At 70.0% G+C, this 24,271-nt stretch carries 19 protein-coding genes and 1 pseudogene; 7 read left to right on the top strand and 13 right to left on the bottom strand.

The window, feature by feature from the left end; all coding sequences use genetic code 11:
- Window positions 1–33 precede the first annotated feature (33 nt).
- From AC0KUR_RS29980 to AC0KUR_RS30010, 7 genes are read right to left on the bottom strand one after another with little or no spacing between them, the layout of a single operon-like run.
- The gene (locus tag AC0KUR_RS29980; RefSeq protein WP_034188242.1) at window positions 34–483 is read right to left on the bottom strand and encodes a phage tail protein; all 450 of its coding nucleotides are present in this window, start codon (window positions 481–483) and stop codon (window positions 34–36) included.
- Window positions 476–712, bottom strand: coding sequence for an Rz1-like lysis system protein LysC (gene lysC, locus AC0KUR_RS29985; protein ID WP_226194209.1), 237 nt, complete (start codon window positions 710–712; stop codon window positions 476–478). The genes AC0KUR_RS29980 and lysC overlap by 8 nt, the downstream gene beginning before the upstream one ends.
- Window positions 600–1,040 carry an Rz-like lysis system protein LysB gene (lysB, locus tag AC0KUR_RS29990; protein WP_301742619.1) on the bottom strand — a complete coding sequence of 147 codons (441 nt, stop codon included), beginning with the start codon at window positions 1,038–1,040 and terminating at the stop codon, window positions 600–602. Before lysB ends, lysC begins: the two co-directional genes overlap by 113 nt.
- Entirely contained in the window at window positions 1,037–1,879 is an 843-nt protein-coding gene (locus AC0KUR_RS29995; RefSeq protein WP_034188111.1) for an N-acetylmuramidase domain-containing protein, read from the bottom strand. Before AC0KUR_RS29995 ends, lysB begins: the two co-directional genes overlap by 4 nt.
- A 3-nt stretch (window positions 1,880–1,882) precedes the next feature.
- Entirely contained in the window at window positions 1,883–2,149 is a 267-nt protein-coding gene (locus tag AC0KUR_RS30000; RefSeq protein ID WP_034188110.1) for a phage holin family protein, read from the bottom strand.
- A 1-nt stretch (window position 2,150) separates the two neighbouring features.
- The gene (locus AC0KUR_RS30005) at window positions 2,151–2,495 is read right to left on the bottom strand and encodes a putative holin (protein WP_034188109.1); all 345 of its coding nucleotides are present in this window, start codon (window positions 2,493–2,495) and stop codon (window positions 2,151–2,153) included.
- Window positions 2,496–2,511: 16 nt separating this feature from the next.
- Window positions 2,512–2,718, bottom strand: a complete 207-nt coding sequence (locus tag AC0KUR_RS30010) for a tail protein X (RefSeq protein WP_034188108.1) — start codon at window positions 2,716–2,718, stop codon at window positions 2,512–2,514.
- A 563-nt stretch (window positions 2,719–3,281) separates the two neighbouring features.
- On the opposite strand from AC0KUR_RS30010, the pseudogene AC0KUR_RS30015 reads away from it, so the two are divergent.
- Window positions 3,282–4,810 (top strand): annotated as a pseudogene (locus AC0KUR_RS30015) (TIGR04222 domain-containing membrane protein).
- Window positions 4,811–4,853: 43 nt separating this feature from the next.
- Here AC0KUR_RS30015 and AC0KUR_RS30020 read toward each other — a convergent pair.
- The 6 genes from AC0KUR_RS30020 to AC0KUR_RS30045 are packed head-to-tail and all read right to left on the bottom strand — an operon-like array spanning window position 4,854 to window position 12,454.
- Window positions 4,854–7,649, bottom strand: coding sequence for a glycosyltransferase family protein (locus AC0KUR_RS30020; RefSeq protein WP_473376783.1), 2,796 nt, complete (start codon window positions 7,647–7,649; stop codon window positions 4,854–4,856).
- Window positions 7,650–7,693: 44 nt separating this feature from the next.
- On the bottom strand, window positions 7,694–8,854 hold the full coding sequence (gene rffA, locus AC0KUR_RS30025; RefSeq protein WP_473376784.1) for a dTDP-4-amino-4,6-dideoxygalactose transaminase: 1,161 nt from the start codon (window positions 8,852–8,854) through the stop codon (window positions 7,694–7,696).
- A gap of 58 nt (window positions 8,855–8,912) precedes the next feature.
- Complete coding sequence (locus AC0KUR_RS30030) at window positions 8,913–9,563, bottom strand: class I SAM-dependent methyltransferase (protein WP_049032513.1); 651 nt, start codon at window positions 9,561–9,563, stop codon at window positions 8,913–8,915.
- Window positions 9,564–9,573: 10 nt separating this feature from the next.
- Entirely contained in the window at window positions 9,574–10,281 is a 708-nt protein-coding gene (locus AC0KUR_RS30035) for a WbqC family protein (protein ID WP_049032510.1), read from the bottom strand.
- Window positions 10,282–10,286: 5 nt separating this feature from the next.
- The gene (locus AC0KUR_RS30040; protein WP_124670634.1) at window positions 10,287–11,672 is read right to left on the bottom strand and encodes an NAD(P)/FAD-dependent oxidoreductase; all 1,386 of its coding nucleotides are present in this window, start codon (window positions 11,670–11,672) and stop codon (window positions 10,287–10,289) included.
- Window positions 11,669–12,454 carry a class I SAM-dependent methyltransferase gene (locus tag AC0KUR_RS30045; RefSeq protein ID WP_473376785.1) on the bottom strand — a complete coding sequence of 262 codons (786 nt, stop codon included), beginning with the start codon at window positions 12,452–12,454 and terminating at the stop codon, window positions 11,669–11,671. The genes AC0KUR_RS30040 and AC0KUR_RS30045 overlap by 4 nt, the downstream gene beginning before the upstream one ends.
- Before the next feature lie 558 nt (window positions 12,455–13,012).
- Between AC0KUR_RS30045 and AC0KUR_RS30050 the strand changes: the two genes are divergently transcribed.
- Genes AC0KUR_RS30050 through AC0KUR_RS30075 form a run of 6 tightly spaced genes read left to right on the top strand, consistent with a single transcriptional unit; the run spans window position 13,013 to window position 24,225 of the window.
- Window positions 13,013–14,812, top strand: coding sequence for an O-linked N-acetylglucosamine transferase, SPINDLY family protein (locus AC0KUR_RS30050; RefSeq protein WP_069705882.1), 1,800 nt, complete (start codon window positions 13,013–13,015; stop codon window positions 14,810–14,812).
- Window positions 14,809–15,750, top strand: coding sequence for a UDP-glucuronic acid decarboxylase family protein (locus AC0KUR_RS30055; RefSeq protein WP_175028446.1), 942 nt, complete (start codon window positions 14,809–14,811; stop codon window positions 15,748–15,750). The genes AC0KUR_RS30050 and AC0KUR_RS30055 overlap by 4 nt, the downstream gene beginning before the upstream one ends.
- Entirely contained in the window at window positions 15,747–16,952 is a 1,206-nt protein-coding gene (locus AC0KUR_RS30060) for a class I SAM-dependent methyltransferase (RefSeq protein WP_034188099.1), read from the top strand. The genes AC0KUR_RS30055 and AC0KUR_RS30060 overlap by 4 nt, the downstream gene beginning before the upstream one ends.
- A 12-nt stretch (window positions 16,953–16,964) precedes the next feature.
- The gene (locus AC0KUR_RS30065) at window positions 16,965–19,469 is read left to right on the top strand and encodes a tetratricopeptide repeat protein (RefSeq protein ID WP_473376786.1); all 2,505 of its coding nucleotides are present in this window, start codon (window positions 16,965–16,967) and stop codon (window positions 19,467–19,469) included.
- Window positions 19,466–21,952 (top strand): tetratricopeptide repeat protein, encoded by a 2,487-nt coding sequence (locus tag AC0KUR_RS30070; RefSeq protein WP_473376787.1) that lies wholly within the window; start codon window positions 19,466–19,468, stop codon window positions 21,950–21,952. The genes AC0KUR_RS30065 and AC0KUR_RS30070 overlap by 4 nt, the downstream gene beginning before the upstream one ends.
- Window positions 21,949–24,225 (top strand): O-linked N-acetylglucosamine transferase, SPINDLY family protein, encoded by a 2,277-nt coding sequence (locus tag AC0KUR_RS30075; protein WP_473376788.1) that lies wholly within the window; start codon window positions 21,949–21,951, stop codon window positions 24,223–24,225. Before AC0KUR_RS30070 ends, AC0KUR_RS30075 begins: the two co-directional genes overlap by 4 nt.
- Window positions 24,226–24,271 lie beyond the last annotated feature (46 nt).

A 24,271-nucleotide genomic window follows, 5' to 3' on the forward strand; every position in this document is an offset into this window, starting at 1 on the left:
GTGTGCGGGAGGGCGGACCGGTGCCCGCCGGGCTCAGCGGATCTGCGGCAGCGCGACCCACGTCAGGGTATCGGCCGGATCGACCTTGGTGTCGTCGACATGCGTGATCTCGTGCCGGCCGTCAGGCCCGGTCGTCACGGCGACGCTTTCCGTCAGCGCCAGCCGGATCGACAGGTCGACGGCAGCCTGGTCGCGGATGCCGACCTCGAAGGTGATGCCGCTCGCGCGCGCGGCCGGGTTCGTCACGAGATCCGGCTGGTTCGCACGCACCCATTCGACCAGTGCGACGAACACGGGATCGGTGTCGCCGGAAAAATTCGTCGCGAGCACGTGGGCCGTGTACCGGTATTCGAACGAGGGCGTCAGCGTGCCGGTCGTCGCGATCGACCCCTGCTCGACGAGTACGGACAGCGCGCCCGGTTCGGCGGCGAGCGACGGGATGGCGGCGGCGAGCGCCTGCCGCAGGCTGTCCGGCTTAATCATGCGGATGGGCTCCATGGTCGGGGGTGGGCGTGCCGGCCTGGCATGCCGCGATCATGTCGACGGTGGCCGCGCATGTCGCCCAGGCCGCCTTGACGAGGGTGAGCGCGCCGTCGAGGTCACCGTTGGTGCGGGGCGCGAGCATCGGCAGCGTGCACGGTTTCACCGTCTGGCACGTGTTCGACATAATCGTCGGCGCCGGTGAGAGCGGGACTGGCTTGCAGGCGGACAACGTCGTCAGGCAGAGGAGTGTCAGCCCAAGCGCGAAGCGTGGCGTTTTCATCGGTCAATCTCCGGTTTTCAAGTCGAATGGCGTCGAGCTTCGACGCGATCGCGGTATGCGCGCGATCGAGCCGTGCCTGCTGTTGGGCGTGCGTGGCGGCGTCCTGCCGCATGCGCGCAATGACGTCGTCGCGCGCGGCAAGCGCCTGTTGCGCATCGGCTCGCTGCTGCTGCGCGATGGCCAGGTCGGCACGCAGCGCATGCAGGTACAGCGCTGCCGCGACGCATGCGGACAGCGCGACGGCGCAGGCGGCGAATTTCGCGACGAGTCCGTTCATGTGCCGGTCGTGGCGTTGGCCGAACCCGATGCCGCACCGGCCGAGGGGCGTATCGGCGCATAGCGGTCGTAGGCGCGCGCAAGCTTCACGTCGTAGAGGTTCGTCGCGTAGTCGGGCCCGTTGTACGCGCGGGCGAAAGCGGCCCACTGGCGTGCACCGAGCGCGCGGCGCAGCGCGTCGTCGGCCGCGATGTAACGGACGAACGCGTCGAGGTGCTGTGCTTCGCCGGTTTCCATGCATGCGACGAATTCGTCGATGGACGCGTAGCCGAGGCGCAGCCAGTGATAGCCCATCACCTGGAACGAGCCCCAGCTCGCGGATTCCCACGCGGCGCCGGCATCGATCGCCTCGGCCGCGGCGAGGCGCGTGTATTCCGCGGCGCTGCCGCGATAGCCGCCGCGCGTGCACGACACGATGTCTGGCTGACGGGCAGCGAACGGCGCCGGGTCGATGCCGCGCGCCTGCAGCCGCTTCCAGAACACATGGCGCTCGAACAGGATGACGGGCCGGCCGTCGGGCAGGAAGCCGGCGCCGCGCGACTCGACTTCGTTGACCGCCCGAACGCACGCAAGCGGCACGTCGAGCGTGCGCGCGGTGCGTTCGAGGTCGGCGAGCGCGAGATGTTTCGGATCGCGTTGGCCGGTGGCCAATGCGGCAAGGGTCTTCGGGCCGGCGATGCCGTCGTCGACGAGGCCGGTCCCGCGTTGCAGCGCGATGACGGCGGCTTCGGTCGCCGCGTCATAGCAGTGCGTGACCTGTACCGCGTAACCGGCGCGAATCAGTCTGCGTTGCAGCAGGCCCACGTCGTCGCCGTGGTCGCCGAGGCGGCGGGTCTTCATGATTCATTCGCTCCTCAGGAGGCGTGCGACATTGCCGCGCGTGCCGCAGACGAACGTCGCGAGGAATACCGAGGTGGCCGCGTCGAAGAAGCCGACGGAGCCCGCATGCAGCAGCAGTTCGATCGATGCGCCGCCGGCGACGGCGACGAGACTCCATGCGAACCACGATGCGTGGCGCCGGTGCCGCGCGCCGTTGCGTCGATAGGTGAGCACGCGTACGAGCACGGCGACGTGCGCGGAGAGTGCGATCAGCGCGAGCGGGAGAGGCATGTCATCCCCCTTTGCGGAACAGCGAGAGCAGGTCCAGCGTCTTGACCCGCTCGATCAGTTGCAGCGTGACGGTAATGACGAGCGCGGCCGCGAAGAACGCGGCGACGCCCGTCGAATGGATCGGCGTGGCGCCGACGATTTCGGGTGCGGCGAGGTAGCCCATCACGAGCGAGATCAGCAGGTAGGCGGCACGCCGCGCGACACCGATCTCCTTCGATGTGACGACCACGAGCGCGGCGCCCGTGAACGCGCCGATCAGCGCGTTGCCGTCGATGCCGGGCGCGAGCCCGGCGACGCCGAGCGCGGCGGACAGCATGGCGGCGGTGGTGAGGTTCGGTTCGGCCATGAAGGCGATTCCAGGGTCAGTCAAACAGTTGCAGCAACGGCCGTGCGCTCGTCACGGTGTCGAGCGGCGGCAGGTAGACGGGCGTGCCGGCGGGCAGGACGACGCCGAGGCTGGCGAGCCCGGTGTTCGCTTCCAGCACGGTCTCGACGGTGCCGTCGGTCCGACCGTAGTGACGCCAGCACAGCGCGTCGACCGTGTCGCCCTGCAAGGTGCGCGCGATCATGGCTGGTCCCTCCGGTGCTGAAGGGGCCGGCTGTCGGTGGCGCTGCCGGCCGGCGCGCTGCGCGGGGGAGTCGATGTCGTGCTGCTTGCCATGGCGAGGTCTCGAGCCGTGAGGCAGTGAAGATGGTTGTCATGGTCGAGCTTCGCGGGGCGGGGTTCAACGAGATGCGTGCGTGATCCGTCCGGACACGCAGCGCGGCGCGTGTCGCGGCGCGCATCGCGCTTTACGCTTCACGGACTAGCGCGGGATGTTCGCGGGCGGGTGCCGTGCGCGCCTTGCAGCGGAATTGCAGCCTGGGTGAACCGGGCTGGCCTTGAGTGATCTTGTGCAGCCTTGGTTTTGCCTGGAGGGAGGCGCGCGGAGCCTTGCCGGGCAAGGGGCGGGCAGGCGTAGGTAAAACTCCGAAGGCAGGAGTTGCTGGTTCGATCCCAGCCGCCGCCGCTGTCGCTACCTGACGGCTCCGGGCGGCTGTGCCGCGCCGCCTCACCGCCGTGCGAGAATCTCCTGCAACGACAACTCAAGCGTCGATCGCGGCGGCCGTCCGCGCATCACGCCGACTCCCGATGGCAGCCCTTCCGTCTACCCCGACCGCGGTCGATGCGCGCGCGCTGACCGATGCGCAACAGGCGCTGCTCGCGCGTCTGCACGCCTATTCCCCCGACGATCCACGCGCGCCGCTGCCGTACAGCCGGCGCCTCGCCGAAGCCGAAGGCTGGTCGCGTGCCCACGCGCTGGCCGTGATCGACGAATACAAGCGCTTCGCGTTTCTCGCGCAGGCGGCCGGGCATCCGGTCACACCGTCGGTCGCGGTCGATGCCGCATGGCATTTCCACCTGCAGTACACGCTCGAATACTGGGACGTCTTCTGCGCCGGGGTGCTGCGCGCGCGGCTGCATCACATGCCCGGTACGGGCGCGCCGGACGAGGGCGCCGTGTATGCGCGGCGCTATCGCGACACGCTCGACAGCTATCGCCGGATGTTCGGTCACGAGCCGCCGGAGTCGATCTGGCCGCACCCGGTCGATCGGCCGGCCGAAGCGGCGGCGCCGCAGGCAGACGAGCCGGCCGCCGCGGCGCCGCGCCGCACGTTGGGCACCCGGTTGCCGAAACTCGCGTGGCCGGCGGCCGCCGCAAGCGTCGCCGCGACCTGCGCATCGGCGCAGGACTTCAACGTGCTGGATTACACGGGGCCGCGGTTTCTCGCGTTCTACATTCCGGTCTGCATCGCCGCGCTGCTGCTGATCGGGCTCCTGCAACAGATCGAATACCGATGCCGGCGCAGGCGCGCATTCCCATCGGACCTGACCGCCGAGGAGGCCGCGTACCTCGCCGGCGACGCGTCGCGGGTCGTGCAGGTCGCGACGCTTTCGCTCGTCCATGCGGGCGCGATCGATCTGACGATGGCCGGACGGCTGGGTGGGCGCGTGCGGCTCATCGACGCGACTCGGGCGGGTGCGTACGCGGACGCATGCGAATGGCTGGCCGGGCAGCCTGACGGGGAGGCCAGCTTCGGCGCATTCCGCCAGCTGCTGGCGCGTCACGCTGCCGAGCACGCGAAATCGTTGCGCGCGCGTGGCTGCTTCTGGGCGCCGGGCGACCTGCGGACGGCGCGCATGGCCGCACGCGCGATTGCGCTGCTGGTGCTCGGCACGGGCGCGGCGAAACTGGCGGTCGGGCTGAGCCGGGGGCGGCCGGTCCTGTTGCTCGTCATCGGCATGGCGGCGTTCGCGATTGCGTACCGCATCATCGTGGGGCGGCTGACCGGATTCGGGCGGCCTGGCCTGACGGTGGGCGGGCAGGCGTCGCTCGCCGCGCGGCGGACCGTGCGCAGCGACGATCACGACGGGCCGGACGCATTGCTGTGGACCGCCGCGCTGTTCGGCGCGGGCGCCCTGGCCGGCACCGCATGGCCGCGCATTCGATGGTGCTGATGGAGCCGCCGCCGTTGGCGCCGGCCGCCGCGCGGGCGGGCGGATCGACCGGTTCCTCCTACGGTTCGAGCGACTCGTCGTCGAGCTGCAGTTCGTCGAGTTCGTGCAACTCCAGCTCCTGCAGTTCGAGCAGTTGCGGCGGATGCTCGTCGAGCAACTGAGCGCGCCCGGTCACGAAGGCACGATGGGGACCGGGCGCCTTCGTCAATCGATCGCCGCATCCGCGGCGGTCGTCTCCTGAATATCGTCTCCGGCTTCGGTGTCCGCGGCGTCGATGATCGTGAACCAGTCGAACGCCGGCATCGCGGCGAGCTGGTCGGCCGTGGCCGCATACTCGTGCGGCGTGGCCCGCAGGTAACGCAGCCGGTCCGTCCACTCGGGCAGCGGGTCGGGCGACGTCGTCAGCACCACGTTCAGCAGATCCTGTTCGGCGCGTGCCGCGACGATCCGCAGCGCGGCCTGCACACGCTCGACGTCGCCGGCGGCGTCGAGGATCAGCACGCCCGGAATCGGCGCTTCGCGCGGCGGCAACTGCACGGCCGTGCCCTGACGTTCGACGCACAACCGGTAAAGTTCGCGATGCAGCGGCAGTTGCGCCTGCAGCGCGTCGCGCTTGCGCACGCGTGCCTGCGCGGTGCGGGCCAGCCGCCGGCGCAGTGCGGGTTGCGTGACCAGGCGGTCGATCGCGTCGTCCCACGCGTGCGGGTCGTCGCCGGCAAGCAGTACGTCGTCGCCGTCGTTCAGGCCGATGCGAAGCGCCGGCAGGTCGCTCGCCACCACGGCGATGCCGGCGGCCGCGAATTCCTGTCGCCGGATGGCGCTGGCCGCGTTGTCATCGGCATCGGCGAGCGGCATCAACGCGATGTCCCAGTCCAGCACGCGTAACTGCTGCGCATACGCGCGATACGCATCGGGTGCGGGCAGGAAGGAGGCTGCCGGATGGTCCGCCCAGCCGGCGGGCGCGTGCGTGCCGAAGAACTGCACGGCGACGCGGCCGGCGTGGCGCGCGCAGACCGCGCGCAGCGCGGCGTCCACGCGTGCGAAGTTGGCCGGCCGCAGCGCGTCGCCAGCGACGCCGATGGTCACGCGATCCGCCGCATGGGCCGGCACCGGCCGCAGGAACAGGTCGAGATCGACGCCGTCGGGCAGCACGAACACGCGCGGGTTCCACGGCCGGTAGCGGTGCGCGAGATCCGGCGTCGGGACGACGACAGCGCAGGCGTTGCCGAGCGTATACGCGATGCCCGTCCAGGCCGGATCGTCCGGCGCCGCCGGCGGCGGGCAGTCGGTTGCATAAATCACCGGCTTGTCGAATTTGAAGATCGCGCGCAGGCCGTCGAGCGACAGCCGGCCCGGCGCGTGGCGATCGAGCAGCACGGCGTCCGCCGTGGCGATCGCGGTGCCGTCGGCCATGCCCCAGACGAATTCCCAGTCGTTGCCGAGCCGCGCGAACGGCAGCGCGACGCGGCGCTGCACGGACGCACCGTCGACCGGATCGAGCGCATAGGCGACGAGGCGCTTCTTCTGCCAGGCACGCGGCACGTGCGCGCCGCCGGGCGCGGGTGCCGGTGCGCGAACCGGCCGCCGGCCCTGTTCGGCGAGCCACGCGTACAGCGTACCGTGGCGGATGCAGTCGGCATCGCCGGGGAGCACGTGTACCGCCGCATTGACGTGACGGTACGTGCGCGCGATCGCGTCCGACGGCACGACCAGCGCATCGGCACGCCGGATCGCGTCGTGCATCGCGGCCAGCCGGCGCGCGCTGCCGGCGACTTCCGGGCCATCGAGCGAGAGCGCGTCGAGCGGCCGGTCGAGATCGCAGACGACCGGCTTGCCGAGCGCGAACATCTGCTCGAGCGCGGGGCCCGACAGCAGGCTTGCGACCGCGCCGTGCAGGACGACGATGTCCGCCCGCTGGAGCGCGTCGAGGTCGATGCCGTTGCTGCCGACGGGAAAGTCCACCGCCCATTCGCGATCGAGCTGGCCGAACGGGGTGCCGAACCGCGCCGCGACGTGCGGGTGCGTGGCCGGTTCGGCGCAGACGACGGCCATGCGCCGCACTGCGCGCGCCGCTGCCGCCCGCGCGCCTGCCGGGCCACGCGAATCGGGCCGCGCATCGAGCGCGCTGGCATGGGCCTGGGTCTTGTCGACGAAGTGCCGCAATTGCCGCCAGAACGTTGCCTCTTCTTCCCGGTAGACGTCGCGCGCTTCATGCACGGTCGCTTTCGCGTGCGCGATTTCGCGCGGATCGAGTCCCCATGCGATGCCCTTGCCGCCCATCACCCAGCGCTCCGCGTCCGGCATCGACGCGTCGTTGAGGATGCACACGACCGGGCAGCCGCACAGCAGCGCTTCGAAGGCGATGGTGGACCACTCGTACAGGTACACGCATTCGACCCGGCGCAACAGTTCGGCGAGCTCGTGCGCGGAGCGCTCCGGCACGCGGCCGGAGATCTCGATGGATTCGGCCGTCGCCGGATGCAGGCTGCCGCCGCGGCGAAGGTGGCGGTTCAGGAAGACGGCCGTGCCGCTGCGGGTCGCGTCGTCGACGCCGTCGCAGTGGAAGATGCGCGTATCGACGAGCGGGATTCTCAGCAGGTCGGCCTGCCATCCGTCGGGCACGATCGTCGGCCCGAACGCGAACACGAGATCGGTCGGCGCCAGGTCGAGCGGGTTGCCGTTGATGCGGCCGGGTTCCGCGAGCAGATAGCGCGCGACACAGCGTGAACCGAACGGATTGCCCTCGACGATCTCGGGATACACGGCCACCGGGCTGCGGCCCGCTTCGAAGTGGGCCTGCGCGATCTCCTGCGTCAGCAACGGCGTGCGCAGCGCGGGATGCACTTCCGTGGTCTTGAGGTAGGCCTCGCAGCCGAGCAGGTTCAGCGCATGGCACAGGTAGTGCATCGCGCGCACGCCGCCCGACGTCTGCTTGTAGCCGGGCGCGGTGAGGTAGTACGGATGGTCGAGCGGCGCGAAGATGCGGGGCGAGTCGTTCATGGGACGAATGGCGAAAGGCGCGATGAAGGGCGACGGGCGGCCGGTTACGTGCCGGCCCGGTAGAAATCGGATACCACGTCGATGACGCGATCCTGTTCCGCCTCGCTCATCGCGTGGTACAGCGGCAGGCGCACGAGCCGGTCGGCGACGTCGTCGGTAACCTGCATGCCGGAGCCGCACCGGCCGTAGCGCAGGCCCGCCGGCGAACTGTGCAGCGGCACGTAATGGAACACGGCGAATACGCCCGCGTCGCGGATCCGTTCGAGCAGCGCCGTGCGTTCGGCGAGGTTGCGCGTGAGGAGATAGAACAGGTGGCCGTTGCCCTGCTCGCTCAGCGGCGTGGCGGGCAGCATGATGTGACCGGCTTCGTGCAGCGGCCGCAGCGCGTCTTCGTAGCGTTTCACGGTCGCGCGCCGCTGCGCGGTGATCACGTCCGCGTGTTCGAACTGCGCGTACAGGAACGCGGCGATCAGCTCGCCCGGCAGGTACGACGAACCGACGTCGACCCACGTGTACTTGTCCACGTGGCCGCGGAAGAACTGGCTGCGGTTGGTGCCCTTCTCGCGGACGATTTCCGCACGCTCGACGAGGCGTTCGTCGTTGACGAGCAGCGCACCGCCTTCGCCGGCGATCACGTTCTTGGTCTCGTGGAAGCTGAGGCACGCGAGGTGGCCGATGCTGCCGAGCGGCCTGCCCTTCCAGGTCGACTGGATCGCCTGCGCGGCGTCCTCGACGACCCACAGCCGGTAATCGGCCGCGAGGTGCGAGATCGTGTCCATGTCGCACGCCACGCCCGCGTAGTGAACCGGGACGATCGCGCGCGTGCGCTCGGTGATCGCGGCCGCGACGAGCTTCTCGTCGAGGTTCAGCGTGTCGGGCCGGATGTCGACGAAGACGGGCGTCGCGCCGCGCAACGCGAATGCATTGGCGGTCGACACGAACGTGTAGGACGGCATGATCACCTCGTCGCCCGGGCCGACGTCGGTGAGGATCGCGGCCATCTCCAGCGCGGCCGTGCACGAATGCGTGAGCAGCGCGCGATGACAGCCGATGCGCGCTTCGAGCCACTGGTGACACAGCTTCGTGAAGGCCTGGTCGCCGGCGAGCCCGCCCTGTTCCACCGCTTTCGCGATGTAGTAGAGCTCCTTGCCGACGATGAACGGCCGGCCGAACGGAATGCGGTCGAGATTGGGAGGAGCGAACATGACGGGACTCCGCGGGAGCATATGAGGGGCGACGGGCGGCAGCTTGCGCGGGGCGCGTTCAGCCGTCCTTCCTGACGAGCAGCGTGAATTCGTACAGCCCGTAGTCGTGCAGCAGCGCGACGTGCCGCGAGTAGCGGCGCTTGCAGCGATCGAACAGCGCGCACGGATCGGCGTAGTAGAGCCGTTCGGGGCGCATGAACGGCGGATCGGAATACGACGTCAGGCAGTTGAACGAGAAGCCGAGTCGGCTCGTCGCATGCAGCATGTCGAGCGTCGTGTGGATGTAGTCGAGCCACGTCGCGTCGTCGTGGCCGCGATGGACGTTGAAGATCCCCGACGCGATGCCGTAGTCGGCGCTCGCCAGCGGCGTATCGCCGACGTGAAACGACACGTCGGCGCGGTCGCGATAACGCTGCCGTGCCGCGTCGACCATCTCGGGCGACACGTCGTTGCCCGCGTAGGCATGACGGCGTCCCGCCGCATGCTCGTCGAGGAAATCCACCAGCGCGCCATAACCGCAGCCGATGTCGTTGACCGAAAAGGCGTCGGCATCGGGCGCGACGATTTTCGTCAGCTGTGCGAATCGCAGCCGCTGGCCGTCCTCGCCGTTCCAGTCCACGCCGCGCGCGGTCTGTCCGTGCTCGGCGAGGCGCGCGCCGTAATAGGCGGCGACGTCCGCCAGCAGGCTCGAGTGTCGGGAATCGTGCATCGCGTGGTCCTCAGGTTCGGCCGGTCACGACATGGCGGCGCGCCTCCGGGCCGCAATGAAACAGCACGTCGAGCACCGTCACGCCATGCACGAACTCGCCCCACAGCTGCGCATAGGGCGGATAGGCCGGATAGTCGAACCAGCGCACCGCGATGCCTTCGGCCGCGAACCGGCTCTCGTCGAGGTAGTCGCGTGCGGCGGGGCCCGACAGGTATTCGGTCGCGCCGGCCTGGAGGCACAGGTTCAGCAGCTTGTCGGTGCGGTCGCCTTCCAGCGTGTAGTCGGACGACGAAGAAATGCGCGTGGCGATGCCCAGCTGCCGGTTGATCCAGGCCAGCATCGCGAGGTTCAGCGCGCTCAGCGTGTCGTGCCGGCCGTTCAGGTAAAGCGCCTCGAGCTGCTCCGCGTAGCGCGCGAAATGCGGCGCACGCGCGTAGTTCTGCCGCAGCCGCGTCCAGTGCTGCTGTGCCCATTGCGTGCCGTCGATCTCGGTTTCGCGAATGCTCTGGTGATAACGGCCTTTCACCTTGACCGGCACGGTCAGCCACTGCACGCCTTGCGGCGTCTTGATCTGGTTGCGGTTGCGCCAGTCGCGCCGCGTGTACTGCGCGTCGTCGTACAGGATGAACTCATCGGTCGCGGCGATCAGGTCGAAGTACCCCTTCCACGGGATGTAGTTCGACTGGACGATCGCGATGCGCTTCGGCTGCGGATTCATGTCGATCAGGCGGGGATGTGACCGTACCGGTACATGTCGACGAGCTCGGGCGGAATGCCCCAGTCCGTCGCGCCGAGCCGGTCGTGCAGTGCCTCGAGATCCGCGCGGCTCGCGCGTTCGAGCTGTTCGACCATACGGTTGCGCGCCGGGACGAAGTCGTGCTGGAAAGCCGCGTTGATCTGGTGGCGGACCGTCTTGGCGATCGCCGCTTCGCGCGACAGGTTGCGGATCAGCGGCCGCTCCGGCGCGAGGTCCGCATAACGCGGGTCGATCGGCTCGCCGCGCATCGCCGCGACGAGGTCGCGGCACAGCACCGGCGACAGATGAAAGCCGTCGCGCTTGGTGCCGCCGAGGATCCACAGGTCGCGCACGCTGGTCGCGCCGATCAGCGGATAGAGATCGGATGTCGTCGGGCGCCAGCCGACGTTGACGTTGACGAGATTCGCGCGCGAGAAACGCGTATTGATCTGGTCCATCGCCGATTTGAGCAGCGTATACGCGCTGCCGGCATGCCCGTGTTCGTGCGGCACCGGGCTGATGTAGTTGCTGGCGCCGACGAGCGTGCGGTCCGGGCCGTACGGCGCCGAATAGACGCCGCACGCGAGGCCGCGGTTGGTCGTGCGCACGCAGTGCGTATGCACGTTCTCGCTGCTCTGCAGTTCGATCGACATGCCGATGCCGTAGAACAGCCGCTGCACCGGCAGCTCCGGCAGGCTCGCCTGCAGCACGCGCGTCAGGTTCGCGCCGTTGCAGAGCACGAAGCGGTCGGCCTCGACCGTCGAGCCGTCGCTCAGCCGGGCGCCGGTCACGCGCCCGCTCGCGACGTCGATGCGCTCGACTTCGGCCGAAACGAAGGTGACAGGGCCTGCCGCGGCCACGCTGGCCTGGAGCGCATCGAGAAACTGTTTCGGGTTCGTCCAGCCTTCGCGCCTCAGATACACCGCGTTCAGCGCGCGGAACTGCGGATGCGGGTGATAGTTCGGGATGCCGGCGGGATCGACGGCCTCGCACGGCTCCTCGAATTCGCGGCAGAAGCGCCGCATCGCCGCGAAGTTCTCGTCGTCGAGCGCGTCGGTGGCCGCGTTGTTGAGCACGTAGGTGCCGAAGCCGTGCGCGACCGCGTGCGCCGGTGTGCAGATCTCGGCGAACACGCCGGGCCAGGCGGCGGTCGCCGCGCGGCTTAGCTCGAACTTGAAGCGGTCGAGCGGCGTGCCGAGCGAATCGCCTTCCAGTTCGGTGAACGAGTTGAGCATCGCGGCGGCCGCGCGCGTCGCGGAACCTGGGCGCTGCGCGGGACCGACGACGACGAGCTCGATGCCCGGCTCGGCGCGCTGCCAGGCACGGGCCGTCATCAGCCCGAGGATGCCGTTGCCGAGGATCGCGATCTTCATGGGCGCACCCCGCCGCCTTCCGGGAACGTCAGATAGCACAGCGACGGATACGATTTCGCCTTGTGGATGCGGTGCGGGTGCTTGCCGAGCAGCTCGCGCACGTAGTGGATCCCTTCGGCCGGCGTCTGGCCGCCGCGCGTGAGCTGCCAGAACGCGACCACGCCGCCGGGCACGAGCCGCTTCATCACGGTCTCGAAGGCGTGGCGCGTCGGTCCCGGCACGTTCAGGTCGAACCACGCGAGCGCGACCGGTTCGCCGGGATGCGCTTCCTCGTAGGCGGCGAGCGTTTCGCGGCAGTCGCCTTCCCACACGTAGTGCTTGCCGTTCACGTGGCCCATCGCGTTGTTGCGTTCGTGCAGCGACAGCAGGTTGCGCAGCAGGTCCGCGTAGTCGCCGGCGAGCGAGTACGTGCCGTCGGAGAACAGCTTGCGATCGCGCGAATCGGTGTCGGAGAAGCCCGCGTAGCCGGTGAACGTATCGAACGCGTGAATCCGGCGCTGGAAGTTCAGCGGCTCGAGGATCGCGCGGAAGTTCTCGCACAGCACGGCGGTCTGCCCGCGCCAGGTGCCGAGATCGAGGATCGAGCCGGGCAACGGCACGATCTGCTCGTAGACCTCGAACGTCGCGAGAATCCGCGCGAGCAGCGAGCCGCGCACGAACAGGCCGAGCGAGCGTTCGAGTTCCTCCTGCGTCGCCGGATAGGTCTGCATCAGGTCGAACAGTTCGCGCCGCGCGGCGAGCTGATCGTCGTTCGAGTTGGAGATGATTGAGGACTCGTGCATACACATGGCTCCAGGCGCTGAGGGTGGATTCGAGGGCATCCCCAGCCGCGGGCCGGCAAGCGGCTTGCGCCCGGCGCGATCGTCCGCGCGGTGGACGCCTCCAAGTCTGTGCCCGAGTCTATCGATCCGCGCCCGGATCGAACGGCGGATTAGCGGGCCGTTTCACCCCGCATTTCGACGGATGCCGCCGCGACCGGCGGCCGGGCGGGCGCAGCCGCCGCATGCCGCCGCAATGCCGAAAACCGTTATCCGGCGCGGCCCGGCGCGATTCGGCACCCATGCGCGGCATGCCGTCTCGGCCGACGATCCGCGTTCCGCGCCGCTCGAGCCGCAACCTTGACCGGCGTCATGCCGGCACCCGCGCGGTCACATGAAAAGCGACCAAATCCGGCACCTGCTCCGCCGATTGGAACGACAGGCGCGCGCCGAGAATGCTGGCATGTCGAAGGCCGTCCGCCCGCATGCCGACCGGTATCCGCCCGGGCGTGCCTTCGCGATCACGTGCCGGCCCGCGCGCCGGTGCGCGCGCCCCTATCGAACCCAGGCTGGCTTACCACGATGACTGATCTCACGCTGCCCGACTCCCCCGTCGCCACGATCGAAGCGGCGCTGGCGCTGCACCAGGCCGACCGCCTCGAAGAAGCCGAGACGCTGTACCGGCAACTCCTCGACGCCGACCCCCGGCACGCGGACGCGCTGCACCTGCTTGGCCTGATCGGTCACCAGTACGGGCGCTATCAGGAGGCGTCCGAACTGATCATGGCGGCGATCGAGATCAAGCCCGACGCGATCTACTACTACAACCTCGGCAACGTGATGCAGGCGCACAACCGCCCGGCCGCGGCCGCCGAGTGTTTCCGCCTCGCGATCGAGCTGCGGCCCGACTACGTCGACGCGCACAACAACCTCGGCAACGCGCAGCGGCTGGCGGGCAATGCGCGCGCGGCCGTCGACGCGTTCTGCCAGGCGATCGCGCTGCAGCCCGACCACGGGCAGGCGTACAACAATCTCGGCAATGCGCTGCTCGACCTGAACGAGATTCCGGCCGCGCTCGAGGCGTACCAGCACGCGGTCGCGCTGCGCCCCGAGCTGCCCGAGCCGCGCAGCAACCTGCTGTTCGCGTACCACTACAGCGATGCGTTCGACCAGCAGGCGTATCTCGACGAAGCGGCCCGCTTCGACGCGCTCGTCACCGGCCGCGCGCAACCGTGGTCGACCTGGCTCGTCGACCTGACCGCGCGCATCGGCCGGCCGCTGCGCGTCGGCATCGTATCGGGCGACCTGAAGTCGCATCCGGTCGGCTATTTCATCGAAGGGATGCTCGCGCACCTGAACGGCGCGCGTGTCGAGCTGCATGCGTACCCGACGCGCGACGTCGAGGACGACGTCACCGCGCGCCTCAAGCAGCGCTTCGCGTCGTGGACCCGCCTCGCGGGCCTCGGCGACGCCGCCGCGGCCGCCCGGATCCGCGACGACCGCATCGACGTGCTGATCGATGCGTCGGGCCACACGATCCACAACCGCCTGCCGCTGTTCGCGTGGAAGCCCGCGCCGCTGCAGGTGAGCTGGCCCGGCTATTTCGCGAGCACCGGCATGCGCGCGATCGACTACGTGCTCGGCGACCGCCACGTGATGCCGGACGACGAGGCCGCGCATTTCGTCGAGCGCGCATGGCATTTGCCCGACAGCTACCTGTGCTTCACGCCGCCGGCCGTCGAGCTCGACGCCGGCCCGCTGCCGATGCTCGCGAACGGTTATCCGACCTTCGGCTATTTCGGCAAGCTCGCGAAGCTCACCGACCGCGTGATCGCGGTGTGGTCGCGCGTGCTGGCCGACGTGCCGAACGCGAAGCTGTTCGTGAAGGCGCCGCATCTGGACGACCCGCGCGAGCAGGACGCGCTGTCGGCCCGCTTCGCGGCGCACGGCATCGGCGCGGCGCGCCTGCTGTTCGAAGGCCGCTCGCCGCGCGACGAATACCTCGCCGCGTACCGGCGCGTCGACCTGATGCTGAGTCCGTTCCCGTACCCGGGCGGCACGACGACGGCCGAAGCGCTGTGGATGGGCGTGCCGGTGCTCGGCCGCCGCGGCGCGCGGTTCCTGTCGCACATCTGCGAAAGCCTGCTGCACGCGGCGCGCTTGCCGGAATGGATCGCCGACGACGATGACGATGCGTACGTCGCGAAAGCCGTCGCGTTCGCGCGCAATCCGGCCGAGCTGGCCGTGCTGCGCACGACGTTGCGCGCGCAGGTGCTCGCCGCGCCGCTGTGCGACGCGCCCCGCTTCGCGCGCCATTTCGAGGACGCGCTGCACGCGATGTGGGCGCGCCACGTCGAGGCCGCGCCGGGAGCCGCGTCGTGAACGGCCGGTCCGTGCTCGTCACCGGCGGTGCGGGTTTTCTCGGCTCGCACCTGTGCGAGCGCCTCGTCGGCGCCGGCTACGACGTGATGTGCGTCGACAACTTCTACACGGGCAGCAAGCACAACGTCGCGCACCTGATCGGGCACGTCAATTTCGAGCTGATCCGCCACGACGTGTGGCTGCCGCTGTACGTCGAAGCCGACCGCGTATTCAACATGGCGTGCCCGGCGAGCCCGGTGCACTACCAGAGCGATCCCGTGTCGACGGTGAAGACGGCCGTGCTCGGCGCGATCAACATGCTCGGCCTCGCGAAGCGCTGCGGCGCCCGCATCCTGCAGGCGTCGACGAGCGAGGTGTACGGCGACGCGCAGCAGCATCCTCAGCAGGAAAGCTACTGGGGCAACGTCAATCCGAACGGGCCGCGCGCGTGCTACGACGAAGGCAAGCGCTGCGCCGAGACGCTGTTCTTCGACTATCACCGGCAGCACGGCGTCGACATCCGCGTGGTGCGGATCTTCAACACCTACGGCCCGCGCATGCGCGCCGACGACGGGCGCGTCGTGTCGAACTTCATCATGCAGGCGCTGCGCGGCGAACCGATCACGCTGTACGGCGACGGTAGCCAGACGCGCTCGTTCTGCTACGTCGACGATCTCGTCGAAGGCCTGCTGCGCATGATGGATCAGAACGACGACACCGGCCCGATGAACCTCGGCAATCCGAGCGAGATCACGATCCGCGAGCTGGCCGAATGCGTGCTGCGGCTCACGGGTTCGAAAAGCCGCATCGAATATCGCCCGCTGCCCGCCGACGATCCGCTGCAGCGCCGCCCCGACATCGGTCGTGCGCGTCAGCGCCTCGACTGGCAGCCCGGCGTCGCGCTCGAGGACGGCCTGAAGGAAACGATCGCCTATTTCCGCAAACAGGTGAATGCATGACCCCCGAACTGATCGACGCCACCTGCCCCGTTTGCGCGCATACCGTTGCCGCGCCGTTCTTCCCGGCCGGCGAGCACACGCTCGCGACGCTTGCCTGGCCCGCGTCCGCCGAAGCGGCCCGCCGGCTGCCGCGCCATGTGCTCGACTTCGTCCAGTGCCCGCGGTGCTCGCACGTGTGGAACCACCGCTTCAGCTACGATGCGATTCCGTATCAGAGCAACCCGAACCGGATGTTCAACAGCGGCGGGATCTGGAAGGGCCATCTCGCGGCCACGCGCGACCTGCTGCTCGGCGCGCTGCCGGCCGAACCGGCCGTCGTCGAGATCGGCTGCGGCGAAGGGCATTTCGTGCGCGGGCTCGCCGAAGCGAGCCGCGGCGGCCGCTTCGCCGGCTTCGATCCGAACGCGAGCGCGGGCACCGGCCACGGCATCGAGTTCCATGCGCGGCTGTTCGAGCCGCTCGCCGACATGCCGGCCTTCCGGCCCGATGCGATCGTCATCCGCCACGTGCTCGAACACCTGACCGAACCCGCGAAGCTCGTCGAGCAGCTCGCATGGGGCGCCGCGCGCCAGCCGAACGCCTGCTGGCTGTTCGCGGAAGTGCCGTGCATCGATCGCGTGTTCGAGACCGAACGCCTCGCCGATTTCTTCTACGAGCACGTGTCGCAGTTCACGACGGAGTCGTTCCGCACGCTGATGGCGCGCGCGGGCGAGGTCGTCACGCTCGCGCACGGCTACGACGGCGAAGTCGTCTATGCGCTGGTGCGGCTCGGCGTGCCCGAGCAGGCGCGCAAACGTGCCGATGCGTCGACGCATTTCGCGGCCCGCACGGTCGAGCACCGCGCGGCGATCGCCGGGCAGCTCGCGGCGCTGGCCGAATCGGGGCGGCGTGTCGCGATCTGGGGCGGTACCGGCAAGGCCGCCGCGTTCATCCATCACTTCGATGCCGACGCCGCGCGCTTTCCGCTCGTCGTCGATTCCGATCCCGACAAGGTCGGCACCTACGTGCCGGGCACGGGCCAGAAGATCGAATACCGCGACGCGCTGAAAGCGGCGCCGGCCGACGTGATCATCATCCCGACGCAATGGCGCGCACGCGACATCGTCGCCGAGATGTCGCGCGAGGGGATCGCGGCCGCGGCCGTGATGATCGAGCACGAAGGCCGGCTGATCGACTTCGGGCGCGAACCGCATCCGTATTGAGCGGCCCACGCGATGGAGTCGATCGGACCGCAACTGCAGGCGGCACTCGCGCATCACCAGGCCGGCCGTCTCGTGGAAGCGAAGACGCTGTACGACGCGATCCTCACGGCGCAGCCGGGCCAGCCCGACGCGATGCATTTCCTCGGCCTGCTCGCCTGCCAGCTGAAGCAGTACGACGCGGGCCTCGCGCTGATGGAGCGCTCGCTCGCGGCGCGGCCGGACGCGTCGTACTTCAACAACCTCGGCAACATGCTGCGCGAATGCGGCCGGCTCGACGACGCGATCGCGCATTACCGCCGCGCGGTGGCGCTGCGCCCCGAGTTTCCGGAAGCGCACAACAACCTCGGCAACGCGCTGCGCGACGCGCGGGTGCCGGCCGAGGCGATGGCGAGCTGTACGCGCGCGATCGAGCTGCGGCCCGGTTACGCGGAGGCGTACAACAACCTCGGCAACGTGCTGCAGGATCTCGGTGAACTCGACGCGGCGGCGGCCAGTTACGGCAAGGCGATCGCGTTCCACACCGCGTATGCGGAAGCGCACAGCAACCTCGGCAACGTGCTGCGCGCGCAGGACAAGCACACGGAAGCGATCGCGCACTACCGCCGCGCACTCGAACTGAGCCCTGCGCTGCCGGCCGCGCGTCACGGCCTCGGCCTGTCGCTGTGGGCGCTCGGCGAACTCGGCGAAGCCGCGCGGGTGCTGCGTGCCGCCGTCGCGGCCGAACCTGGCGATGCGGACCTGCACAACAACCTGGCCGGCGTGCTGCGCGATGCGGGCGACCTCGACGGCGCCGCGTCGCACTATGGGCGCGCACTGGAACACGATCCGTCGATGGCGGTCGCGCATGCGAACCTGAGCGGCGTGTTGCGCCGCCAGGCGCGTTACGCGGAGGCGTTGCGGCATGCGCGGCATGCGATCCGGCTGGCGCCCGGTCTCGCCGATGCGCACAACCATGCCGGCAATGCGTATCACGGCCTGAACGATCTCGACGCGGCGGACGCGAGCTACCGCACCGCGCTCGCGCTGAACCCGGCCGATGCCGGCGCCGCCCACAACCTGTCGGTCGTGCTGCTCAAGCGCGAGCGGCACGACGACGCGCTCGCGTATTGCCGGCAGGCGCTGTCGGCTGGCCGCCCGAGCGCGGCGATGCACGTGAATCTGGGCGACATCCTGCGCGGCCAGGGTAACGTCGACGCCGCCGTGCCCGCGTACCGGGACGCGCTGGCGCTGGTGCGCGACGACGCGGACGACGGCGCGGCCGACGTACTGAGCCGCCTGCTGTTCGCGTCGGCCGCGTCGGCGAGCGTGCCGCCCGCCGATTACCTGAACGACGCGCGCCGCTACGGCCGGCATCTGGCGGCCCGTTCGACGCGTTATCCGCACGACGTAAGCGAACGTGCGGCGCGCGCGCGGCACCGCCCGCTGCGCGTCGGCTTCGTGTCGGGCGACCTGCGCCTGCATCCGGTCGGGATCTTTCTCGAAAGCGTGTTCGCGCATCTCGATCGCACGCGCGTCGCACCGCACGTCTATGCGACGTCGGACGAGGAAGACGCGGTCACCGCGCGGCTCAAGCCGCATGCGGCCGACTGGCGCTCGATCGCCGCGCTCGATCCGCAGGCGGCCGCGCGCACGATTCACGACGACGGCATCGACGTGCTCGTCGACCTCGCGGGCCACACGCAGGCGAGCGGCCTGGCCGTATTCGGCTGGAAGCCCGCGCCGGTGCAAGCGAGCTGGCTCGGCTTCTTCGCGTCGACGGGGTGCGATGCGATCGACTACTTCATCGGCGACGCGTACACGTTGCCGGAAAGCGAAGCCCGTCATTTCGTCGAGGCGCCGTGGCGGCTGCCGGACAGCTACCTGTGCTTCACGCCGCCGGCCGACGACGTGCCGGTCGGCCCGCTGCCGATGGCCGCGAACGGCGGCGTAACGTTCGGCTGTTTCGGCAAGCTGGTGAAGCTCGGCGACGACGTCGTGCGCGTGTGGTCGCGCGTGCTGCACGCGCTGCCGTCGGCCCGGCTGCTGCTGAAGGCGCGCGAACTCGAGCACGCGGCCGTGCGCGACGCGACCGCCGCGCGGTTCGCGCGGCACGGGATCGACGCGAGCCGGCTCGCGTTCGAACCCGCGTCGCCGCGTGCCGACTATTTCGCCGCGTACAACCGGATCGACATCGCGCTGAGCCCGTTCCCGTACCCGGGCGGCACGACGACGGCCGAGGCGCTGTGGATGGGCGTGCCGGTCCTCGGCATGCGGGGCACGCGCTTCGTCACGCACATCTGCGAGAGCCTGCTGCACGCGGCCGGCATGAACGACTGGATCGCCGGCGACGAAGACGACTATGTCGCGAAGGCGGTGGCGGCCGCCGCCGACGGGGCGCGCCTGGCGGCGCTGCGCGCGGATTTGCGCGCCACGCTGCTCGCGTCGCCGCTGTGCGACGCGGCGCGTTTCGCACATCATCTCGAAGACGCATTCCACGGCATGTGGGCACGCTATACGGAAACGGCACACGCAGCATGAACGACATCAACGACACCCTGCAACGCGCGCTGGCGCATCACCAGGCCGGCCGTCTCGCGGAAGCGAAGACGCTGTACGACGCGATCCTCACGGCGCAGCCGGGCCAGCCCGACGCGATGCATTTCCTCGGCCTGCTTGCCTGCCAGCTGAAGCAGTACGATGCGGGCCTCGCGCTGATGGAGCGCTCGCTCGCGGCGCGACCGGACGCATCGTACTTCAACAACCTCGGCAACATGCTGCGCGAATGCGGCCGGCTCGACGACGCGATCGCACATTACCGCCGCGCGGTGGCGCTGCGCCCCGAGTTTCCGGAAGCGCACAACAACCTCGGCAACGCGCTGCGCGACGCGCGGGTGCCGGCCGAGGCGATGGCGAGCTGTTCGCGCGCGATCGAGCTGCGGCCCGGTTACGCGGAGGCGTACAACAACCTCGGCAACGTCTTGCAGGATCTTGGTGAACTCGACGCGGCGGCGGCCAGTTACGGCAAGGCGATCGCGTTCCACACCGCGTATGCGGAAGCGCACAGCAACCTCGGCCACGTGCTGCGCGCGCAGGACAAGCACACGGAAGCGATCGCGCACTACCGCCGCGCGCTCGAACTGAATCCCGCGCTGCGCGTCGCGCAACGCGGGTTGGGTGCCGCGCTGCGGGCGACCGGCGATTTCGACGGCGCGCTCGCGCATGCACGCGCGGGACTCGAGCCGGACGATGCCGAAGCCCATTGCGCGCTCGGCATCTCGTTGCGCAGCATCAACGATTTCGACGGCGCCGCCCAGTTGTTCGAACGCGCGCGCGAGATCGATCCGCGCTACGCGCCGGCCTGGGCGCGGCTCGGCGAGCTGCGTTGCCAGCAGGGCGAATACGAGGCGTCCGTGCACCTGTGCCGGCGCGCGATCGAGCTCGATCCCGAGCTGGCGGACGCGTACAACTTTCTCGGCCTCGCGTATCACAACCTCGACCGGATGGCGGCCGCGGAGTTGAGCCATCGCCACGCGATCGACCTGAACCCGGACGACGCCGATGCGCACCACAACCTCGCCGCCGCGCTGTTCCGCCTCGACAAGCTCGACGAGGCGATGGACGAATACCGGATCGCACAGGCGCTCGGCATCGATCCGGTGAAAATCCAGCTGACGCTCGGCGACATCCGCTGGGCGAAGCGCGACTTCGCGGGCGCCGTCGCGGCCTTTCGCGAGGCGATCGAGCACGACCCGCATCGCGCCTATGCGCGCCTGCTGTTCAACATGTCGAGCTCGGCGGCGTTCGAGCCGCGGGACTGGGTGGTCGAGGCGCACCGCTACGGCGAACGCCTGGCGCGCGACGTGCAGCCGTTCGAGCACGATCGCGCCCGGCGCGTGCGAGACGCGCGCGGCCGCCCGCTGCGGGTCGGCTTCGTGTCGGGCGACCTGCGCCAGCATCCGGTCGGCATCTTCCTCGAAAGCGTGCTCGCGCATCTCGATCGCACGCGCATCGAGCCGCATGCGTACGTGACCTTCGTGGTCGAGGACGACGTGACGGCGCGGCTGAAGTCGGGCTTCGCGAGCTGGAAGAAACTGACCTGCATGAACCGCGACCAGGCAGCGCGGATGATTCGCGACGACGGCATCGACGTGCTCGTCGACCTCGCCGGGCACACGAACTGGAGCGGGCTGCCGATCTTCGCGCACCGGCCCGCGCCGGTGCAGGCAAGCTGGCTCGGCTTCTTCGCGACGACGGGGGTGCGCGCGGTCGACTATTTCGTCGGCGATGCGTACACGCTGCCGGCCGACGAGGCCGAGCACTTCGTCGAGGCGCCGTGGCGGCTGCCGGACAGCTACCTGTGCTTCACGCCGCCGGCCTACGACGTGCCGGTCGGCCCGTTGCCGATGGTCGCGAACGGCGGCGTGACGTTCGGCTGCTTCGGCAAGCTCACCAAGATCAGCGACGACGTCGTCGCGCTGTGGTCGCGGCTGCTGCAGGCGCTTCCCGATGCACGCCTGCTGCTGAAGGCGCACGAACTCGGCGCGGGCGACCTGAATGCGGCGACGCGCGCGCGCTTCGCGCGGCACGGCATCGACGCGAGCCGGCTGATCCTCGAAGGCGGGTCGCCGCGCGCGGAATACTTCGCCGCGTACAACCGGATCGACATCGCGCTGAGCCCGTTCCCGTATCCGGGCGGCACGACGACGGCCGAAGCGCTGTGGATGGGCGTGCCGGTGATCGGCATGAAGGGCGGGCGCTTCGTCACGCACATCTGCGAGAGTCTGCTGCATGCGGCCGGGATGGGCGACTGGATCGCCGACGGCGAAGCGTCGTATCTCGCCAAGGCCGTCGCGTTCGCGCAGGATCGCGACGGGCTGGCTGCGTTGCGCGCGACGTTGCGCGAACGCACGCTCGCGTCGCCGCTGTGCGATGCCGCGCGGTTCGCGCGCAATCTCGAGGACGCGTTCCACGGGATGTGGGATCGCTACGCGGCCGGCGAGACGACGGAGCCGCGCGCATGACGGGCCTCGTCGCGGAACGGTTGAACGCGGCGCTCGCGCACCATCAGGCCGGGCGTCTCGACGATGCGCGCGTGCTGTACGAGGCGATTCGCCGCGACGCGCCCGACCAGCCGGACGCGACGCATTTCCTCGGGCTCCTCGCATGCCAGCTCGGCCAGTTTCCGGCCGGCCTCGCGCTGATGGAGCGCGCGATCGCGCTGCGTGCCGATCCCGTCTACCTGAACAACCTCGGCAACATGCTGCGCGCGCACGGTCGGCTCGACGACGCGATCGGCGCCTATCGCCGCGCGATCGCGCTCGCGCCCGGTTATGCGGAAGCGCACAGCAACCTCGGCAACGCGCTGCACGAGGCGGGCGACGCCGACGCCGCGATGCTGAGCTGCGCGCAGGCGCTCGCGCTGCGGCCCGACTATGCGCCGGCCTACAACAACCTCGGCAACGCGCTGCGGGACAAGGGCGAAGCGGATGCCGCGGCGCGCGCGTACGAGAAGGCGCTCGCGCTCGATCCCGCCTATGCGGAAGCGTGTTTCAACCTGGGCAACGTGTGCGGCGCGCAGCATCGGCACGACGACGCGATCGCGCACTACCGCCGTGCGATTGCGCTGCAGCCGGGCCTGCACGCCGCGCATCACGCGCTGGGCATGCTGCTGCTGGAGCGCGGCGAACTCGACGCCGCGATCGCGAGCCTCGCGTGCGCGGCGGAGTCGGGCGACGTCGACCGGTTGTTCGGCCTCGCGGCCGCGCTCGATCATGCGGGCGATCTCGACGGTGCGGTGGCGAGCCTGCGGCGCGCGCTGGCTGTCGCGCCCGATCGCGCCGAACTGCATCACCATCTGGCACAGACGCTCGTGCGGCAGGGCAAGCGGCGCGAGGCGCTCGACAGTTGCCGCGTCGCGCTGTCGTTGCCGAACCCGACCGCGCAGATGCACGCGGTGATGGGCGACATCCTCTGTGCGCTGTGGCATATCGATGCCGGGCTCGCGAGCTACGACCGCGCGCTCGAGCTCGATCCGGCGTTTCGCAACGCGCACTCGGGCCGCATGTTCCACGGCGCCGGCACCGACCGGCTGTCGGCGGCGCAACTGCGCGAACGCGCCTGCGCGTTCGGCGCGCAGATGGCGGCGCTGGCATCGCCGCATCGTCACGCGCCGCGGCCGGCGAACGGGCGCGCGTTGCGGGTCGGCTTCGTATCCGGCGACCTGAAATCGCATCCGGTCGCGGTCTTCCTGCTGAGCGTCGTCGCGGCGCTCGATCGGTCGCGCGTCGAACTGGTGGCCTACGCGACGCAACCGGTCGAGGACGACACGACCGCGGCGCTCAAGCGCCACTTCGCGCTGTGGCGCGACCTCACGCCGCTCGACGACCGTGCGGCCGCCGACCTGATCGCGGCCGACCGCATCGACGTGCTGGTCGACCTGAGCGGTCACACGGCGTCGAACCGGCTGCCGCTGTTCGCGTGGAAGCCGGCGCCGGTGCAGGCGACCTGGCTCGGCTATTTCGCGACGACGGGCGTCGCCGCGATCGACTACGTGATCGGCGATCGCCACGTGCTTCCACCCAACGAGGCGGCGCATTTCGTCGAACGGCCGTGGCGGCTGCCGGACAGCTATCTGTGCTTCACGCCGCCCGCGCTGCCGCTCGACGTCGGGCCGCTGCCGGCCGAGGGAAACGGGTGCGTGACGTTCGGTTGCCTGAACAACGCGAACAAGATCGGCGAGCCGGTCGTCGCGCTGTGGTCGCGCGTGCTGCATGCGGTGCCGGGCTCGCGCCTACTGCTGAAGTCGGCGCAGCTCGACGAGGCGGCGCTGCGCACGAGTCTCGCCGCGCGCTTCGCCGCGCACGGCATTCCCGCCGAACGGCTGCTGCTGCGCGGCGGCTCGAAGCGGCTCGCGCATATCGGTACGTTCAACGACATCGACATCGTGCTCGATCCGTTCCCGTATCCGGGCGGCACGACGAGCATGGAGGGGCTGTGGATGGGCGCGCCGTTCGTCACGCGGCGCGGCGACCGTTTCCTGTCGCATATCGGCGAAAGCATCCTGCACACGCTCGGCATGCCGGAATGGATCGCGGACGGCGACGACGCTTACGTCGCGAAGGCGGCCGCGTTCGCGAACGACCTGCCGCGCCTGGCCGCCGTGCGGGCCGGGCTGCGCGAGCGGCTGCTGCGCTCGCCGCTGTGCGATGCGCCGCGCTTTGCCCGGCACCTCGAAGCGGCGTTCGCGCAGATGCATGCGGCGGCGGTCGAACAGGCGGCGCGCGCCGCGCACTAGCGCAGGCGCGATGCCCGGGGGCGCGTGAGGCGCTTCCTTTCTCCCC

It is taken from the genome of Burkholderia sp. YHN3-13, from assembly GCF_055810675.1.

Excerpts from the sequence above, each read along its gene's own strand:
- AC0KUR_RS29980 (WP_034188242.1), bottom strand. The coding sequence starts at position 483 with ATGATTAAGCCGGACAGCCTGCGGCAGGCGCTCGCCGCCGCCATCCCG.
- lysB (WP_301742619.1), bottom strand. The coding sequence starts at position 1,040 with ATGAACGGACTCGTCGCGAAATTCGCCGCCTGCGCCGTCGCGCTGTCC.
- AC0KUR_RS29995 (WP_034188111.1), bottom strand. The coding sequence starts at position 1,879 with ATGAAGACCCGCCGCCTCGGCGACCACGGCGACGACGTGGGCCTGCTG.
- AC0KUR_RS30000 (WP_034188110.1), bottom strand. The coding sequence starts at position 2,149 with ATGCCTCTCCCGCTCGCGCTGATCGCACTCTCCGCGCACGTCGCCGTG.
- AC0KUR_RS30005 (WP_034188109.1), bottom strand. The coding sequence starts at position 2,495 with ATGGCCGAACCGAACCTCACCACCGCCGCCATGCTGTCCGCCGCGCTC.
- AC0KUR_RS30010 (WP_034188108.1), bottom strand. The coding sequence starts at position 2,718 with ATGATCGCGCGCACCTTGCAGGGCGACACGGTCGACGCGCTGTGCTGG.
- AC0KUR_RS30020 (WP_473376783.1), bottom strand. The coding sequence starts at position 7,649 with ATGAACGACTCGCCCCGCATCTTCGCGCCGCTCGACCATCCGTACTAC.
- rffA (WP_473376784.1), bottom strand. The coding sequence starts at position 8,854 with ATGTTCGCTCCTCCCAATCTCGACCGCATTCCGTTCGGCCGGCCGTTC.
- AC0KUR_RS30030 (WP_049032513.1), bottom strand. The coding sequence starts at position 9,563 with ATGCACGATTCCCGACACTCGAGCCTGCTGGCGGACGTCGCCGCCTAT.
- AC0KUR_RS30035 (WP_049032510.1), bottom strand. The coding sequence starts at position 10,281 with ATGAATCCGCAGCCGAAGCGCATCGCGATCGTCCAGTCGAACTACATC.
- AC0KUR_RS30040 (WP_124670634.1), bottom strand. The coding sequence starts at position 11,672 with ATGAAGATCGCGATCCTCGGCAACGGCATCCTCGGGCTGATGACGGCC.
- AC0KUR_RS30045 (WP_473376785.1), bottom strand. The coding sequence starts at position 12,454 with ATGCACGAGTCCTCAATCATCTCCAACTCGAACGACGATCAGCTCGCC.
- AC0KUR_RS30050 (WP_069705882.1), top strand. The coding sequence starts at position 13,013 with ATGACTGATCTCACGCTGCCCGACTCCCCCGTCGCCACGATCGAAGCG.
- AC0KUR_RS30060 (WP_034188099.1), top strand. The coding sequence starts at position 15,747 with ATGACCCCCGAACTGATCGACGCCACCTGCCCCGTTTGCGCGCATACC.
- AC0KUR_RS30065 (WP_473376786.1), top strand. The coding sequence starts at position 16,965 with ATGGAGTCGATCGGACCGCAACTGCAGGCGGCACTCGCGCATCACCAG.
- AC0KUR_RS30070 (WP_473376787.1), top strand. The coding sequence starts at position 19,466 with ATGAACGACATCAACGACACCCTGCAACGCGCGCTGGCGCATCACCAG.
- AC0KUR_RS30075 (WP_473376788.1), top strand. The coding sequence starts at position 21,949 with ATGACGGGCCTCGTCGCGGAACGGTTGAACGCGGCGCTCGCGCACCAT.